Raw genomic sequence first — 16,370 nt, forward strand, 5'->3', positions numbered from 1 at the left:
CCGCAAGACAACAGGGGCCCATGTGGCCCCTGTTTGCACTCCAGCCTCCGTTTTGTTTGCCATGCTGTTTTTGCTCTCGCCCGCCAAGTCGCTGGATTACGACACCCCCCTGCCTGACCGGTTGCCGCACACGCTGCCGCAGTTCATCCCCCAGTCCCAGGCGCTGATCGATGTGCTGCGGGAGCTGGCACCACAGGACGTGGCCAGCCTGATGTCCATCAGCGACAAGCTGGCGGCACTGAATGTGGCGCGCTACGCCGCCTGGAGCCCGGAATTCACCGCCGGCAATGCCCGCCAGGCCGTGCTGGCCTTCAATGGCGATGTGTACGAAGGCCTGCAGGCCCAGACCCTGTCCACCCAGGATCTGCAGTGGGCACAGGAGCACCTGTGCATCCTCAGCGGCCTGTATGGCGTGCTGCGCCCGCTGGACTGGATGCAGCCCTACCGCCTGGAAATGGGAACCCGCCTGGCCACCGACCAGGGCCGCAACCTCTACCACTACTGGGGAACGCGCATCGCCGAGCATCTGAACGCGCGCCAGAAGGACGCCAAGACTCCCGTGGTCGTCAACCTGGCATCGCAGGAATATTTCAAGGCGGTGGACCTGGCGCACCTGAAGGCCCGCGTCATCGAATGCGTGTTCGAAGACTTCAAGGGCGGCAAGTACAAGATCATCAGCTTCCATGCCAAGCGCGCACGCGGGCTGATGGCACGCTATGCGATCGAACACCGCCTCACCCGTCCGGCCCAGCTTCAACAGTTCGACGCCGAAGGCTATGCTTATGCACCGGAAGTCTCGCAGCCCGACCGCTGGGTCTTCCGCCGTACCGCCCCTTCTGGAACCTGACCACGGAGAGCCCCTATGCCCGAGCGTGCAGCCCCCACCACCCTGGAAAGCCTGAGCGCCATGGTGCCCGGCTCCACGCCCGATCTGCTGCGCTGGCTGGACCAGCAGCTGCAGGCCGGTCAAAAGGAGGCCACGCTGCTGCAGTCGCTGCGCGACACCGGCTGGTCCGATGCGGTGGCCCGCCAGGCCTTTGCGCAAGTGGTGCGCTGGCGCAGTGCCCCCGCGCCCCAGGCTGCCCCGCCGATTCCGGAGCCCGACCTGCGCCGCAGTCCCACCGACATCGATGTGGGCGACCGTGCCGTGCATGTGCTGATGGCACTGGAGCACCCCCGCATCGTGCTGTTTGGCAACCTGCTCAGTGCAGACGAGTGCGATGCCATCGTGGCCGCGGCGCGCCCCCAGATGGCACGCTCGCGCACCGTGGAGACCCGTACCGGCAGCGAAGAGATCAATGCCGACCGCACCAGCCAGGGCATGTTCTTCGTGCGCGGCCAGACCCCTGAAGTGGCCCGGCTGGAAGCGCGCCTGGCCAGGTTGCTGCAGTGGCCGCTGGAAAACGGGGAGGGCCTGCAGGTGCTGCACTACGGCCCCGGGGCGGAGTACAAGCCCCACCACGACTACTTCGACCCGGCCGAGCCCGGCACGGCCACCATCGTGCGCCGGGGCGGCCAGCGCGTGGGCACGATCGTGATCTACCTGAACGATCCCGAGGAAGGCGGCGGCACCTCCTTCCCCGAAGCCCGGCTGCGCATCCAGCCGCGCAAGGGCAATGCGGTCTTCTTCAGCTATGCCCAGCCCCAAGCCCATACACTGACGCTGCACGGTGGCGATCCGGTGCTGCGTGGCGAGAAATGGATCGCCACCAAGTGGCTGCGCGAGCGCGAGTTCCACTGACCCCGTCGCCACCGAACTGTGAAATTTCCGCTCCGGCGCCTGTCCGGAGCGTATGGACAGCTATTTTTTATGAGCACTCCCGAACAATCCCAATTGGGCAAGCCCTCGGCCTACGCCGACCAGTACGACGCCAGCCTGCTCTTTCCCCTGCCCCGCGCCACCAAGCGCACGGAAATCGGCATCGGCAGCCAGCTGCCCTTCTTTGGCGCCGACCTGTGGACGGGCTATGAGCTGTCCTGGCTGAACCTGCGCGGCAAGCCCCAGGTGGCGCTGGTGCACTTCACCATCCCCTGCGAAACGCCCCACATCATCGAGAGCAAGTCGTTCAAGCTGTACCTGAACAGCTTCAACAACAGCCGTTTTGCCAGTGCCGATGAGGTGCTGGCCCGCCTGCGTGCCGATGTCAGCGAAGCCGTCTGGCGCGGCGCCGCGCACAGCGCCACCGTGGGCGTGCGCCTGGTGCTGCCCGAAGCCTTTGCGACGCAGAAAGTCCAGGAACTGCAAGGCCTGGAGCTGGACCGTCTGGATGTGGAATGCACCGACTACCAGCCCCGCCCCGAGCTGCTGCGCGCCGACACCGAGACCCCTCCCATCAGCGAAACCCTGGTCAGCCACCTGCTCAAGAGCAACTGCCTGGTCACCGGCCAGCCGGACTGGGGCAGCGTGCAGATTGCCTACACCGGCCCGGCCATCGACCAGGAACGGCTGCTGCAGTACATCGTGAGCTTTCGCAACCACAACGAGTTCCATGAGCAGTGCGTGGAACGCATGTTCACCGACATCTGGCGCCAGTGCCAGCCGGTCAAGCTCAGCGTCTATGCACGCTACACACGCCGCGGCGGCCTGGACATCAACCCCTTCCGCACCAGCCACCCCAGCGCCATGCCGGCAGCCCTGCGCACGGCACGCCAGTAAACCCGGGCCGCCACAATGAAAAAGCCCATCTCCTGCCTGGCAGGAGATGGGCTTTTTGCATGCCGGCTGCGCCACGCGGGCGCAGCGGCGTCAGATTCAGTGATTGAGCGCTAGATCTGTGCCGCAGCGGCCGTCTTGATGCGTTTCCAAGGCCAGTCATCGCGCGCCAGGATGTTCTCGGCGTAACGCATGTCTTCCTTGCGCATCCACAGGCCTTCGGGGCCTTCGTAGAGCACCTCGACCTTGGCGTCTATCCACTGCGACCAGCTCACCGTCTGCAGCTCCGGCCCCTTGGCCTTGGACGCCGCGCCCGTGTCGGCGGCAGCCCCATCCACCGTGGGCTCGCCTTCGTACCAGTGCAGGCCCACACCATCCCAGCTTTGCAGCATGGGCAGGTAGGCACGCAATGCCAGGGTGTGCACTTCGTGCATGGCCGGCTGCAACCAGTGCAGCTTCCAGTGGTGGGGTTCGTGTTCGCTGCGCGCCACCAGCTCCAGCACCACCCAGCCTTCACCGCCCGGGTGTGGGCAGGCGCTGGGGCCGGTGCCACACAGCACGGCACCATGGCGCGTCACCGCCACGCCTTCACCGCGCGGCAGATCGGGACTCCACTGGTTGTTGGCTTCCTTGTGCAGGCCGCCAAACCACCACATCACCTCACCCGCCTTCTGCTGGCGCCACACATAGTCGCCGTCGGCACACGGGTGCTGGATCTGTTCCACCTCACGCCAGCCGGGCTGCACATGCCAGTGGCCCAGCGCGTCCGGTGCGGCATCGCGCACCGCATAGCAGGCCTCCCAGCCTGCACGCCCCAGGAAGTTGGCGGTGGGCGGCTGCAGGTGCCAGCGCCACAGACCGGTGCTGGGGTCCGAGCCATTGCTGGCAGCGCAGGCCGCAATGGCCAGCAGCTGCACCCGCGGTGCGGTGTTGCCGCTCGACGACGGCACCGGGCGCAGCCGCGCCACGGGCCAGGGCAGGCTCAGGGTCTGCAGCTGGGCACCATCCCAGATCTGTACGGTATTTTTCTCGCCCCGCAGCGGCGACGCACCATGCTGCAGCAGCACGGCCCAGCGGCCCTGGACCACCACATGTTCCAGCTCCCACAGACCGGACAGGCGGCTTTCGCCCCACTCCAGCTGGTAGGCGGGGGTGGCGCCGGTTTCATCGGCCGCTTCCTTGACCAGGGTCCAGCACAGCGGCTTGCCTGCCACCGGGGCGCTGTAGGCCTGCCACAGCTCGGGCTTGGCCAGATGCCTGCGCCACAGGAACATGGTGCGCGGAATCTTCTGCAGCCGCACACGGCCGTCACGGCTGTGCGTGACACAGCCGTCGACCCCGTCCATGGCACTGTGGATCTGCTGGCCGTCGTGCAGACGCTCCAGTTCGGGGGTGTCGACTTCCATGCGCTGCAGCAGGGTGTCGCCATCCCAGCGCAGCACAGGCACCACGGACTTGGTCACCGAGGCATCGCCCGCCACGGAAATCCCGATGCGCCAGGACTTGCGATCCGCTGGCGCCGGGGCATCCCAGTGCAGCCAGCCATGCTGCGCACTCCAGACAATCAGCGCCGTGTCCGGCATCTGTTCGCTTTCCGCAGCCGACGTGCCGTAGAAGGCGAATGCCTGCCCGTCCTCGCGCCACACCAGTTCGGTGTGCTCATCCACCGCCCAGGGCTGGGGCGTTTCACCGAACAACAGCTTCCAGCGCGGACGCAGCACCGGCTCCAGCGGCCGGCGCTGGGTGCGCAACGATGCCGGCCAGTGGCGCTGCATGGACAGCTTCACCGGCGTTTCGTCCGGCTGGGTCAGGGCCGGTGCCTGCTGTCCGTCTTCCGACGGGACCTGGTCTGCAGGCACCCACAGATCGCGTACCGCCACCAGGGCCTGTGCCGCGCCCTCCACGTTGTCCTTCAGCCATTCATCGAAGGCCGCATCCGTGAACACCTGCTGCCCGTCCTCCATCTGGCGCTGCCGGTTGGCGCTGACCTCGCTCCAGCGCGGCAGGCGCCAGTGCACGCTATCCAGCGCCGAGACTTCGGCGGTGGTGAGATTCCAGCTGCGCAGCGACTTGCGGTCGATCAGGCACGGCGTGCCGCCGCCATAGGCACCGGTGCGGATCCAGCGGCCGTCAAACGAGGTGTGGTAGTCCGACTCCCAGACTTTGGGCAGGTACACCCCATCGCCACACAGCACATCGCCATACACGGGCCCGCCCGCGCCGCGCTCTCCCTGCATGCGGAATTGCACATCCTTGCCGTCCGCGCCCGCATGCCCTCCCATACCGTGCGCCTGCTGGCCCACCGCATTTCTGGAGACGTTCGAACGCCGGCGCCGATACACCATTAGCACCAACAGCGCCAACAGCAGCAACACCAGCACCACAAAGGCCACGACGGCCAGTGAGCTCAGCAGGAGATTCATCCCCCCATGCTACCTAAGACCGCTGACAAAACACCGGCGGCGCGCGCAGATGAGACAGAAAAAAGGCAGCCAAAAGGCTGCCTTTTCGCAACATCCCTCCGGATACCGCGCACCGCATGCGCGGGTACCGCAGGTGTCAGCGCATGGTGAACACATCCACCGAGCGCTCCAGCGTGGTGGCGCTGTGCCGCAGGGAATGCGCGGCGCTGCTGGATTCCTCCACCAAGGCGGCGTTCTGCTGCGTCACGGAATCGAGTTGGGCGACCGCCTCATTCACCTGTGCGATGCCCATCGACTGCTCCCGCGTGGCGATGCTGATCTGGTGGACCATGTCGCTGACCCGTTCGACCGCCTCCACCATGCCATTGATGGTCTGGCCGGCCGCACCCATGCGGGCGTTGCCATCGTTGATGCCATCGACCGTGCGGTGGATCAGCACGCTGATTTCCTTGGCCGCTTCCGCGCTGCGCTGGGCCAGCGCCCGCACCTCGCCCGCCACCACGGCAAAGCCACGGCCCTGCTCGCCCGCCCGCGCCGCTTCCACCGCCGCATTCAAGGCCAGCAGATTGGTCTGGAAGGCAATGCTCTCGATGACACCGATGATCTCGCTCATGCGCGTGGACGAGCCGCGGATATACTCCATGGCCGTGCCCACTTCCAGAATGGCGCTGCCGCTGCGGCGTGCCACGCCCTTGCTGGCATTGCTTTCGCGCTCCATGGACTGGGCCATGTCCGCCGTCTGGGCCACGGTGCCAGCGATCTCCTCCATCGAAGCGGCCGTCTCCTGCAGATTGCTGGACTGCGATTCCGTACGGGCGGCCAGATCCAGGCTGCCGTGCGCGATTTCCTGTGCCGTGTTCGCAAAGCCTTTCACCTCCGCGCGCACATCGCCCACCACCGCCCGCAGATTGATCTGGATCTGCTGCAGGCGCTGCATCAATGCCCCCATGTCACCGGGGAAGCCGTTCTCGTAGGTCGTGGTCAGGTTGCAGCTGGCAATGTCTGCGGCAAAGCGACTGGCCTGCTCCAGGCCACGCACGCAGCGGTCGTAGAAATGCTGGCAGATCCAAGCTCCGCCCAGCACCATGGCGCCTACGCGGCTGGCCCAGGCGCTGACACCCTGCCACCCCAGCATGTCAGGCAGCATGACCACCACGGTGAGCAGCAGCAACATGCTGACCATGCGCACCACGGCACCCACATCCCTTGACCGCTCCCACAGGCCGCGCAGGCCCTTGTGCCGCAACTGGCCGCCGCGCAGACGGAAGCTCTCCTGTCCTTGCGCCGCATCGCTGCGCATCTGCGCATAGAGCGCCTCGGCCGCGGCCACTTCGGCCGCTGCTGGTTTGGTACGGACCGACAGATAGCCTCTGGGCTTGCCCGCCTCCATGATGGGCGTGACATTGGCCCGCACCCAGTAATGGTCCCCGTTCTTGCGCCGGTTCTTGACCAGGGCGGTCCACGGATAGCCATGGGCAATCGTGCGCCACAGATCCTGGAACGCTGCCGCAGGCATGTCGGGATGGCGGATCAGGTTGTGCGGCTGGCCCAGCAGCTCTTCATAGGTGTACCCGCTCACTCGCACGAATGCTGAATTGCAGTGGGTGATCTCCCCCTTGGTGTTGGTGATGGAGACCAGCAGCTCATCCCCGGGGTAGTCGTAGTTGTTCTGGGTAACGGGTAGATTGGTGCGCATGGGCAGTGGGTTCCTCCGGCATGTCCGCGCCTGACGGCGCATGACAAAACCGCTGCAGCTCCTCCCAGAGCTGCAGCGGTTTTTTATTCACACGGGATCATCGCACAAGGAATATGTTTCTGCATCCCGTGCACAAGCAGTTGAACACCCTGCAATTCAATGCATGGCCGGTACGCGCAAGCGTGCAGGCATGCCCACGCCAGGCACCGCGCCCGGCATGCTCGCAGGCGCCACCGGTGCCGCTGCATGCTGCTGTGGCGACGACGCCCCAGACAGACGGAACACATCCAGCGTGCGGCCCAGCACGGCCGCGTTCTCGCTCATTTCACGCGCGGATTTGGCCGACTCGTCCACCATGCGGGCATTGTCCTGCGTGGAACGATCGAGGTCGGTGACCGCATCGTTCACCTGGGAGATGCCCGTGGACTGCTCTCGTGTGGCACCACCGATCTGGCCCATCAGGCCGTTGACATGGGCCACCGACGTGACCACCTCACCGATGGTCTGGCTGGCCTGCAGCATCTGTTCCGCACCCAGCGCAATCTGCGACTTGGACTCCCCGATCAGCCCGCGGATCTCCCCTGCCGCTTCCGCACTGCGCTGCGCCAGCGCGCGCACTTCGGAAGCCACCACCGCAAAGCCGCGCCCCTGCTCCCCGGCACGCGCCGCCTCCACCGCCGCATTCAGCGCCAGGATATTGGTCTGGAACGCAATGCCCTCGATGGTGGTGATGATCTGCCCCATCTTGTGCGAGGAATGCTCGATGCGCTGCACCACCTCCCCCACCTTGGACACTGCCTCACCACCTTGCCGCGCCAAGGATGCGCTCTGTTCGCTGACCTTCATCACCTGCTCGGCCGTCTCGGCAGACTGGCGCACCGTGCTGGACAGCTGTTCCATGGCCGCGGCCGTTTCCTCCAGGCTGCAGGCCTGCTGCTCGGTGCGCGCAGACAGCTGGCTGGCCCCCTGGGCAACGGAGTTGGCAAGGTCCCCGAAGCCATGGATCTCATGCCGCGCATCCCCCACCACGGCCCGCAGATTGATGTGAATCTGGTGCAGCCGCTCCATCAGCAGGGCCATGGGGTGGCGACCGCTGAGCGGCGGCAGATCGTTGGCCAGGTTGCAGCCTGCAATATCGCGCGCCAGGTCATTGGCTTCCTGCACGGCGGCCGTGAGCCGCCGGTGAAAGCGAAACAGCATGGCCGCCGACAGCACGGCCACCACCGCCAGCTGCAGTCCCTGCTGCCACGGAGCCGTCCAGCCCATGAAGCCCGGCAGCATGGCCGCCACCAGCGTGAGCAGCAGCATGGCCGCAGGCGCTGGGTGAAGGAGGCACGCTGCAGCCTGCCCACATAGTCGCGCCAGCCCGTGGGACGCACCTGACCGGCGTGCAGCACAAAGGTTTTGATACCGGCTTCGCGCTCGGCCTGGATCCTGGCGTACAGCGCCTGCGCCGCATGCACCTCCTCGCGCGACGGCTTGGTGCGCACCGACATATAGCCCCGCGGCTTGCCATTCACCACGATGGGCGTGACATGGGCGCGCACCCAGTAGAAATCGCCATTCTTGCGCCGGTTCTTGACCAGACCGCTCCAGTTGCGGCCATTGCCGATCGTGCTCCACATGTCCTTGAACGCTTCGGGCGGCATGTGCGGATGGCGCACCATGTTGTGGGGCTGGCCCATCAGCTCGTCCATGGTGAAACCGCTCACGCGCAGGAAGGCGGTGTTGCAGTGGGTGATCTGGCCTTTGTTGTCCGTGGTAGACATCAGCAGTTCATCACTGGAGAAGTCGTACTCTTTTTCCGTGATTGGCAAATTGGTGCGCATGGTCCCTCTCACTCCTGTACTGGATGGCATGGAGGCTACTACCGGCGCGCTTTTCTGCATTCACCGCTAGGCGTGTGGCAACGCCCTTCTGCACATCAGAACAGGGGCGCGGTAAAGGGATCCGACGGGCGGGACCGATGGCTCGCCACAGGCACTTCGCCGGCATCCCGGGGAGCCCCGTTTTCCCAGGCCACCAGCGCCCCCACGCGCACGCCCAGCAAACGGATGCGCTGCTGCAAGGGCACCCGCTTCAGGCACAGGCCTGCGGCCCGGCGGATGGCCGCGGCATCCTGGGTGAAGTGGTCCAGGCTCATGTCGCGCGTCACGCTGCGGAAGTCGGCATAGCGCAGCTTGATGCCGATGGTCCGTCCCGCATACCCCTTGCGCACCAGGTCCTCGGCGACCCGCTCGCACAGCCGGGTGAAGATGGCGCCCAGCTCCGCTTTGTCCTGCACGGCATGCAGGTCCCGCTCGAAGGTGGTTTCCCGGCTCATGCTGACGGGTTCGCTCTCGGTGACCACCGGCCGCTCATCCTGGCCATGGGCGGCGGCATGCAGCCAGGCCCCATAGGATTTGCCAAAGTGCTGGACCAGAAAAGGGAGCGAGCAGGCCGCCAGATCACCGATGGTGGTAATGCCCAGCGCCTGCAGCCTGGCGTCTGCCTTGGGACCGATGCCATTGATCTTGCGGCAGGCCAGCGGCCAGATCAGCTGCTCCAGATCCTGCGGCTGCACGATGGAGATACCGCGCGGCTTCTGGAATTCGCTGGCCATCTTGGCCAGCAGCTTGTTGGGTGCCACGCCCACCGAGCAGGTCAGCCCGGTTTTGGCATGGATGGCCTGCTGGATGCGCGCCGCCAGCGCACGGCCGCCCTCCTCCTGCCCGCCGGGCACCGCCGTGAAGTCGATGTAGACCTCGTCCACGCCTCGGTCCTCCATCACCGGTGCCAGGGACAGGATCACCTCCTTGAAGCGGCGCGAGTAGGTGCGGTAACGCACAAAATCGATGGGCAGCAGAATGGCCTGCGGGCACAGGCGGGCGGCCTTCATCATGCCCATGGCCGACCCCACACCAAACTGCCGTGCCGGATAGGTGGCGGTGGTGATGACGCCCCGCCCCACATAGCCTGCCAGGCGGGGAAAGGCCTCCAGCGGGATCTGCTCCAGGCCGCCCCAGCGGGCGATCAGTGCAGCTTCGTCCTCGGGTGTGTGGCGGCTGCCGCCGATCACCACCGGCAAGCCCTGCAGCTGCGGGTAGCGCAGCAGTTCCACCGACGCAAAGAACGCGTCCATGTCCAGGTGGGCAATGCGGCGCGGCAGCACGGCGGGTGCTGGCGCGGGGGCTTGATCGGGGGCTGGCGCGTTCACAGCCCCCATTGTGGCGCCTGCAGCGCCGCCGCTGCCCCTCTGTGCTTTACACCCCTTGCAGGCAGATCAGCACCAGCCCCACCAGCATCAGCCCCATGCCGATTTTTTCGTTGCGGTTCAGCGCTTCGCTCAGCAAGCGGCGTGACACCAGGTAGCTGAACACTACCTCGACCATGCCCAGCGTACGCACCGGCCCCGCGCCCTGCATGGCATAGGCGGTGAACCAGGCCAGCGAGGCCGCGGCCCCCATGCTGCCGGCCACCAGGGAAATGCGCCATGCGCGAAAGATAGGTGTCAGGCCCTGTTCGCTGCGCCACTGGATCCAGGCCCCCATGCCCAAGGTCTGCAAGGTCTGTGCAATCAACACCCCCCAGGCACCGGACAGCCAGGGCGATTCCGCCGCCAGCGCCAGCGCGCCGCCCCGGAAAGCCACGGTGGCGATCGCAAAGCAGGCGCCGCACGCCAGACCATAGAGCGCGGACTTGCTCATCCATGCCTGCAGCGACAGCAGCTGTCCGCGCGGCGGCAGCGACAGAATCAGCACGCCCGCCGTGGCCACGGCCATGGCCAGCAGCGCCAGCGGCGTGGGCAGCTCGTGCAGGAACACGGTGGAAAACAGGGCCACCTGCAGCACCTCGGTCTTGGACAGGGTCACCGCCACCGCGAAGTTGCGCTCCTTCATGGCCAGCAGCAGCGCCACGGTGGCGCCCACCTGAAACAAGGCCCCCAGCGCAATCCAGCCCAGGTAGGCCGGACTCAAATCGGGCACCGCCGGCGCCTGCGCCGGCACCAGATACAGCAGCGCCAGCCACAGGCCCGCAAACGGCAGGCCGTACATGAAACGCACCAGGGTGGCAGACAGCGTGCCCAGCTCCTGCGTCAGCGAGCGCTGGGCGGTATTGCGAACGGTTTGCGCCGCAGCGGCGAACAGGGTGATGGGCACCCACAACCAGGTGAGATCGTGCAAGGAGAGGGACATGAAGCAGGGTCAAGGCAAACGGCGCCCGGTGCCACCATGCACCGCCGCCCAGGCGCAGGGCCGGTGCCCGCAAACACTGCGGCACGGCGGCAACGCCCTGGCCGGGAAGGCAACAACACCCTCTCAGGCCACGGGCCACCAGCATACCCAGCCCGGCAGGCGCCCGGCGGCACGATTGGCGACGCCCCTCCCTCCGGGCAGCGATGCAATCGCGCACGGCGACGGGCCTGTGCGCCATGGATGCCGGCGCAGCGGGCAGCCGCCCTGCATGCCGCCCAGGCGGTCTACCACCTGCCCTGCTGTTCGCCCACCACCTCAGGCGCCGTGAAAGACGGCCTCGATGTTGTAGCCATCGGGGTCATGCACAAACGCTGCGTAGTAGTGCGCGTGGTAGTGCGGACGCAGGCCGGGCGGCCCATTGTCGGTGCCGCCAGCCTGCAACGCCGCACGGTGGAAGGCGTCCACCTGTGCGCGGCTGTGCGCCCGGAAAGCGATGTGGCTGCGCGGTGCCATGGGCGTGGCCCGGGTGAGCCAGAAATCACCGCCCGGATCATCCCCCGGCGCCGGCGGCACGGCGCCAAAACCCACGGCATCCGGCAGGGACAGCCGCACGCCATAACCCAGCGGCGCCAGCGCCGCCTTGTAGAACGCCTGGCTGAGCGCCAGGTCCTGCACATGGATACCGGTATGGTCAATCATGGCCCCATGATAGGCGCCCAGGCTGGAAAGGTCTGCCGCGTGGCGCGCCCTCCACACCGGGGTGTGCCGCGCCACGCGCGGGCTGGGCCGCCGCCGTCACAGGTACGGCACAACCTATCTATTTGCGCAGCACCACATCCACACGGCGTGAAGCCGCATTGCTGCCCCCCGTGTCCGTGGTGTCGGCCGGTTTTTCCAGCGCGGTGCGCTCGATGGGCACGCCGGCAGCCACCAGAGCGGTCTGCACGGCTTCAGCCCGGTGCTTCGAGAGTTCGGCGTTCTTGGCCGGGTCGCCCGTAGGATCGTTGAAGCCGGAAATCACCGCCTTGGCGTCCGGATTCCCCTGCAGATAAGCCACCAGGGCCTTGGCCTTGTCGGCAAATTCCGGAGCCACCTCGGTCTTGCCGCTGTCAAAGAACACGCGCAGCATCGGCATGTCCTGCTGCATCCCCTCCAGCACCCCCGCCCCTTCCGGTGCGGTGAAGCTGTCGGTCGCCGGCGGGGTGGCGGCCGGCGCGGGCGCTGGTGCGGGCGCTGGTGCCGTCGGCGCGGGCACGGCAGCGGGCGCGGGCGCTTCGGCGGGCGGCTTGCCCTTGGCGCAGTAGCTGATGCCCAAGATCACCACCAGGGCCGCAATCAGCCATGGCAGCCATTTGCCGACGCCGCCACTGGCGGCTGCCACCGGCGCCGCAGCGCTTGCCGTGGCGGCCGTGGCCGCAGCCCCCACCCGGGCCGCGGCCGCCTGGCCCATGCCAAACAGCGACTGGCCTTCGCGGGCAATGTCAGTGAATTCCGTGGGCAGCACATTCGGCACCGTGCCGCCCGGGGTCATGCGCGAGACCAGCATGGGCAGCAAGGCCGCCACGGCCGTGCTCACCTTGTCGTAGGGCAGGCCCAGGCGCGTGGCCAGCTTGTTCAGCAGACCGTCCCCTGCCCCCAGCACCGTGTCCAGCTGCGAGGCACTGGGCACCTGCGGTGTGGTGGCCGATCCCAGCCAGCTCTGCACCAGGCCGTCCATGCCGGCAGAGCGGAACTTGTCCAGAAAACCCGACAGCCCGCCGGTCGCGGGGTTGGCGATGTAGGCCACCAGCATCTGGATCAGGGGGCGGGCCTGGTCGCCCAGGCCCAGCCGCGCACTGACTTCACGAATCAAGGTATCCAGCATGTCGCACTCCTTTGAATGGGCGGCACCAGCCACCACTGCGGCAGCAAAAGGCCCAGTCTAGGAACATGCACCAGGCTGAGGATGTAGGACACCTCCGCACATCGGAATGCAACTCCATGCGAAATCGCACGCATTTGCCTGCAAAACCCCATGATTTTCAGAAAACCTGCTACTCCCGCGCGCCCGCAGCATGCCCGCGGTATCAGACCTGCGGAAACGGCAGCGGGTAGGTGCCCGGCAGCAGGATGTCCTGGCCGACGCGGTTGATGTCGGTATGGCCGCAGAAGGCCATGGTGGTGTCCAGCTCCTTCTGGATGATCTGCAGCGCACGCGTCACGCCGTCCTGACCGTAGGCACCCAGGCCATAGAGGAAGCTGCGCCCGATCAGCGTGCCCTGCGCACCCAGCGCACGGGCCTTGAGCACGTCCTGACCGCTGCGGATGCCGCTGTCCAGCCACACCTCGATGTCCCGGCCTGCCGCCTGCACGATGGACGGCAGCGCATCGATGGTGGCGGGCGCACCGTCCAGCTGGCGGCCGCCGTGGTTACTGACGATCAGCGCATCGGCACCGGTCTCGGCCGCCAGCCGTGCGTCTTCCGCGTCCATGATGCCCTTCAGGATCAGCTTGCCGCCCCAGCGCTGCCTGATCCATTCGACATCCTTCCAGTTCAGCGTCGGGTCGAACTGGTCGGCCGTCCACGATGCCAGCGAGCCCATGTCGGCCACGCCCTGGACATGGCCGACGATGTTGCCCATGAAACGCCGCCGGGTGCCCAGCATGCCCATGCACCAGCGCGGCTTGGTGGCCAGGTTGATCAGGTTGCGCAGCGTGGGCTTGGGGGGCGTGGACAGACCGTTCTTGATGTCCTTGTGGCGCTGGCCCAGGATCTGCAGATCGAGTGTGACCTGCAGCGCCGAACAGTTGGCCGCCTTGGCGCGTTCGATCAGGCGCTCCATGAAGCCGCGGTCGCGCATCATGTACAGCTGGAACCAGAACGGGTGGCGGCCGGTGTGCTCGGCCACGTCTTCCAGCGAGCAGATGCTCATCGTCGACAGGGTGAAAGGGATGCCAAAGGCCTTGGCCGCCCGGGCGGCCAGGATTTCCCCATCGGCATGCTGCATGCCGGTCAGGCCGGTGGGCGCAATCGCCACCGGCATGGCAACGTCCTGGCCCACCATGGTGCTGCGCGTGCTGCGGCCTTCCATGTTGACGGCCACGCGCTGGCGCAGCTTGATCTTCTGGAAAGCGGCCTCGTTGTCGCGGTAGGTGCCTTGGGTGTACGAGCCGGAGTCGGCATAGTCATAGAACATGCGCGGCACACGGCGTTCGGCGATCACGCGCAGGTCTTCGATACAGGTGATGTGGGCAAGCTGGGTCATGGGCGCATTGTCCCCAGAAAAATCGGTCGACTCCGCCGCTGCGGCACCGCTGCCCCGCACGCCATGCCCGCACGCCCCGTTCCGGGGTCGCTTGCATTCCGCAAATTGGTCACACCAATTATTTCAAATTTACCAGGGTAAACCATGTGATACCGCCCAATATCCAATTTCTAAAATCCAAATCCCGTCAGTCCATGATTTCCGGTAAGACCAATTTGACACCACACCGATGGACCCTCTGTCCCTCGGGGCCCTCTGTATGCGACTCTCAGACCACGTAGCCGAACAACTCTGTGCCCTGGTGCAGCAGCGACAGCTGCAGCCCGGCCAGCGTCTGCCTGCCGAACGGCAACTGGCCGCCGAGCTGGGGGTCTCGCGCGTCGCATTGCGGGAGGCCATACAGCAGCTCTCCAGCCGCGGCATGCTGGAAAGCCGCATGGGTTCGGGCACGTTTGTGCGCGCCCCCGCTGCGCTGTGGAGTGACCGGGCCATCTCCCCGCTGGCACCGCTGCTGCGTGACGACCCGCAGTACCGCTACGACGTACTGGAAGCGCGCCAGATCATCGAGGTCAGCACCGCCTGGCTGGCGGCCCAGCGCGCCACCGACCAGGACCGCGACAACATCCGCCGCTGCTTTGACGCCATGCTGCACCACCAGCAACGCCAGGATGGCGACAACGCCGCCCGGGCCGACACCCAATTTCACCTGGCGATTGCCGAAGCCTCCCACAACGTCGTGGTGGTGCAGGTGATGCGCAGCCTGTTTGACATGGTGCTCAACACCGTGGCCCAGAACCGCCGCGAGATGTTTGTGCACAAGGACCCCAAGGTCCTGGAGCGGCTGACCCAGCAGCACCAGGATCTGATGCAGGCCATCGTCCAGGGCGAGCCCGAACAGGCCAGAGCGGTCATCGGCGAGCATCTGGCCTTTGTCCACGCCAAGCTGGCCGAGGCCGACGCCGAGGAGGCCCGCCAACAGCGGCTGGGACGCTTTTCATCCACACAACACAAGCCTTTCACATGATCATTTCGTCCACCACCGACTACCGCGCAGCCGCGCAGAAGCGCCTGCCACCGTTTCTGTTTCACTACATCGATGGTGGCGCCTACGCGGAAAAGACGCTGGCACGCAATGTCAGCGACCTGACCGATGTGGCCCTGCGCCAGCGCGTGCTCAAGGACATGAGCCAGTTGGACACCAGCATAGAGCTGTTCGGCGAAAAGCTCTCGCTGCCGGTGGTGCTGGCGCCGGTGGGCCTGCTGGGCATGTTCGCCCGCCGTGGCGAGGTGCAGGCCGCCCAGGCGGCCGACCAGAAGGGCATTCCCTTCACCATGTCCACCGTGTCGGTCTGCCCCATCGAGGAAGTGGCGCCCAAGATCCAGCGCCCCATGTGGTTCCAGCTCTATGTGCTCAAGGACCGGGGTTTCATGAAGAATGCGCTGGAGCGCGCGCAGGCAGCCGGCGTGTCGACCCTGGTGTTCACCGTGGACATGCCCGTGCCCGGCGCACGCTACCGCGATGCGCACTCCGGCATGAGCGGCCCCAACGCCGCCATGCGCCGCTACCTGCAGGCTGCCACCCACCCGCACTGGGCGCTGGACGTGGGCCTGCAAGGTCGGCCCCACACGCTGGGCAATATCTCGACCTATCTGGGCAAGAACGTCAGCCTGGAAGACTACATGGGCTATCTGGGGGCGAACTTTGACCCCTCGATCTCCTGGAGCGACCTGGAGTGGATCCGCGACTTCTGGAAGGGCCCCATGGTCATCAAGGGCATCCTCGACCCCGAGGACGCCAAGGATGCCGTGCGCTTTGGAGCCGATGGCATCGTCGTCTCCAACCACGGCGGCCGCCAGCTCGATGGCGTGCTCTCGTCGGCCCGCGCCCTTCCTGCGATTGCCGATGCGGTCAAGGGCCAGATCAAGATCCTGGCCGACTCCGGGGTGCGCAACGGCCTGGACATCGTGCGCATGCTGGCACTGGGCGCCGACTGCACCATGATCGGACGGGCGTTCATCTATGCCCTGGCCGCACAGGGCGGTGCCGGCGTGACCCATCTGCTCCAGCTGCTGGAAAAGGAAATGCGCGTGGCCATGACCCTGACCAGCGTGAAGAACGTGGCCGAGATCACCGGCAACCTGCTGGTGCAGGAGCGCTGAGGCCGCCCGCGCCACCGT

15 protein-coding genes are annotated in these 16,370 nt (G+C 66.5%); 6 read left to right on the forward strand and 9 right to left on the reverse strand.

Annotated elements, in window-relative coordinates:
• Nucleotides 1-61 precede the first annotated feature (61 nt).
• From yaaA to queF, 3 genes are all read left to right on the forward strand, one after another.
• The gene (gene yaaA, locus CT3_RS17355; RefSeq protein ID WP_066537461.1) at nucleotides 62-847 is read left to right on the forward strand and encodes a peroxide stress protein YaaA; all 786 of its coding nucleotides are present in this window, start codon (nucleotides 62-64) and stop codon (nucleotides 845-847) included.
• A 15-nt stretch (nucleotides 848-862) separates the two neighbouring features.
• Nucleotides 863-1,741: a 2OG-Fe(II) oxygenase gene (locus CT3_RS17360; RefSeq protein WP_066537189.1), complete on the forward strand. Its 879-nt coding sequence runs from the start codon at nucleotides 863-865 to the stop codon at nucleotides 1,739-1,741.
• A gap of 69 nt (nucleotides 1,742-1,810) precedes the next feature.
• Nucleotides 1,811-2,656 carry an NADPH-dependent 7-cyano-7-deazaguanine reductase QueF gene (gene queF, locus CT3_RS17365; RefSeq protein WP_066537190.1) on the forward strand — a complete coding sequence of 282 codons (846 nt, stop codon included), beginning with the start codon at nucleotides 1,811-1,813 and terminating at the stop codon, nucleotides 2,654-2,656.
• A gap of 110 nt (nucleotides 2,657-2,766) precedes the next feature.
• On the opposite strand, the gene CT3_RS17370 is transcribed toward queF, so the two are convergent.
• The 4 genes from CT3_RS17370 to CT3_RS21605 form a co-directional block, all read right to left on the reverse strand.
• The gene (locus tag CT3_RS17370) at nucleotides 2,767-5,076 is read right to left on the reverse strand and encodes a hypothetical protein (RefSeq protein WP_066537191.1); all 2,310 of its coding nucleotides are present in this window, start codon (nucleotides 5,074-5,076) and stop codon (nucleotides 2,767-2,769) included.
• Nucleotides 5,077-5,212: 136 nt separating this feature from the next.
• Complete coding sequence (locus CT3_RS17375; protein WP_066537192.1) at nucleotides 5,213-6,772, reverse strand: methyl-accepting chemotaxis protein; 1,560 nt, start codon at nucleotides 6,770-6,772, stop codon at nucleotides 5,213-5,215.
• 156 nt (nucleotides 6,773-6,928) lie between these two features.
• Entirely contained in the window at nucleotides 6,929-7,852 is a 924-nt protein-coding gene (locus CT3_RS21600) for a methyl-accepting chemotaxis protein (RefSeq protein WP_370685241.1), read from the reverse strand.
• Nucleotides 7,840-8,484, reverse strand: a complete 645-nt coding sequence (locus CT3_RS21605; RefSeq protein ID WP_428042583.1) for a PAS domain-containing protein — start codon at nucleotides 8,482-8,484, stop codon at nucleotides 7,840-7,842. The genes CT3_RS21600 and CT3_RS21605 overlap by 13 nt, the downstream gene beginning before the upstream one ends.
• Between CT3_RS21605 and CT3_RS21485 the strand changes: the two genes are divergently transcribed.
• The gene (locus CT3_RS21485; protein ID WP_282597786.1) at nucleotides 8,396-8,671 is read left to right on the forward strand and encodes a hypothetical protein; all 276 of its coding nucleotides are present in this window, start codon (nucleotides 8,396-8,398) and stop codon (nucleotides 8,669-8,671) included. The genes CT3_RS21605 and CT3_RS21485 overlap by 89 nt on opposite strands.
• A 25-nt stretch (nucleotides 8,672-8,696) precedes the next feature.
• Here CT3_RS21485 and dinB read toward each other — a convergent pair whose 3' ends face one another.
• The 5 genes from dinB to CT3_RS17405 form a co-directional block, all read right to left on the reverse strand.
• Nucleotides 8,697-9,977 (reverse strand): DNA polymerase IV, encoded by a 1,281-nt coding sequence (gene dinB, locus CT3_RS17385; protein WP_066537195.1) that lies wholly within the window; start codon nucleotides 9,975-9,977, stop codon nucleotides 8,697-8,699.
• A gap of 37 nt (nucleotides 9,978-10,014) precedes the next feature.
• Entirely contained in the window at nucleotides 10,015-10,947 is a 933-nt protein-coding gene (locus CT3_RS17390) for a DMT family transporter (protein ID WP_066537197.1), read from the reverse strand.
• Between the two features lie 315 nt (nucleotides 10,948-11,262).
• Nucleotides 11,263-11,646, reverse strand: coding sequence for a VOC family protein (locus CT3_RS17395; protein ID WP_066537199.1), 384 nt, complete (start codon nucleotides 11,644-11,646; stop codon nucleotides 11,263-11,265).
• A gap of 118 nt (nucleotides 11,647-11,764) precedes the next feature.
• Entirely contained in the window at nucleotides 11,765-12,811 is a 1,047-nt protein-coding gene (locus tag CT3_RS17400) for an OmpA family protein (RefSeq protein WP_066537205.1), read from the reverse strand.
• Between the two features lie 202 nt (nucleotides 12,812-13,013).
• Nucleotides 13,014-14,192: an alpha-hydroxy acid oxidase gene (locus tag CT3_RS17405; RefSeq protein ID WP_066537464.1), complete on the reverse strand. Its 1,179-nt coding sequence runs from the start codon at nucleotides 14,190-14,192 to the stop codon at nucleotides 13,014-13,016.
• A gap of 259 nt (nucleotides 14,193-14,451) precedes the next feature.
• On the opposite strand from CT3_RS17405, the gene lldR reads away from it, so the two are divergent.
• Together lldR and lldD are read left to right on the forward strand one after the other, a co-directional pair.
• The gene (gene lldR, locus CT3_RS17410; protein WP_066537208.1) at nucleotides 14,452-15,216 is read left to right on the forward strand and encodes a transcriptional regulator LldR; all 765 of its coding nucleotides are present in this window, start codon (nucleotides 14,452-14,454) and stop codon (nucleotides 15,214-15,216) included.
• Entirely contained in the window at nucleotides 15,213-16,352 is a 1,140-nt protein-coding gene (lldD, locus tag CT3_RS17415) for an FMN-dependent L-lactate dehydrogenase LldD (RefSeq protein WP_066537215.1), read from the forward strand. The genes lldR and lldD overlap by 4 nt, the downstream gene beginning before the upstream one ends.
• The last annotated feature ends 18 nt before the right edge of the window (nucleotides 16,353-16,370 follow it).

The sequence above is a fragment of the Comamonas terrigena NBRC 13299 genome, from assembly GCF_006740045.1.
Classification (GTDB): Bacteria; Pseudomonadota; Gammaproteobacteria; order Burkholderiales; family Burkholderiaceae_C; genus Comamonas; species Comamonas terrigena.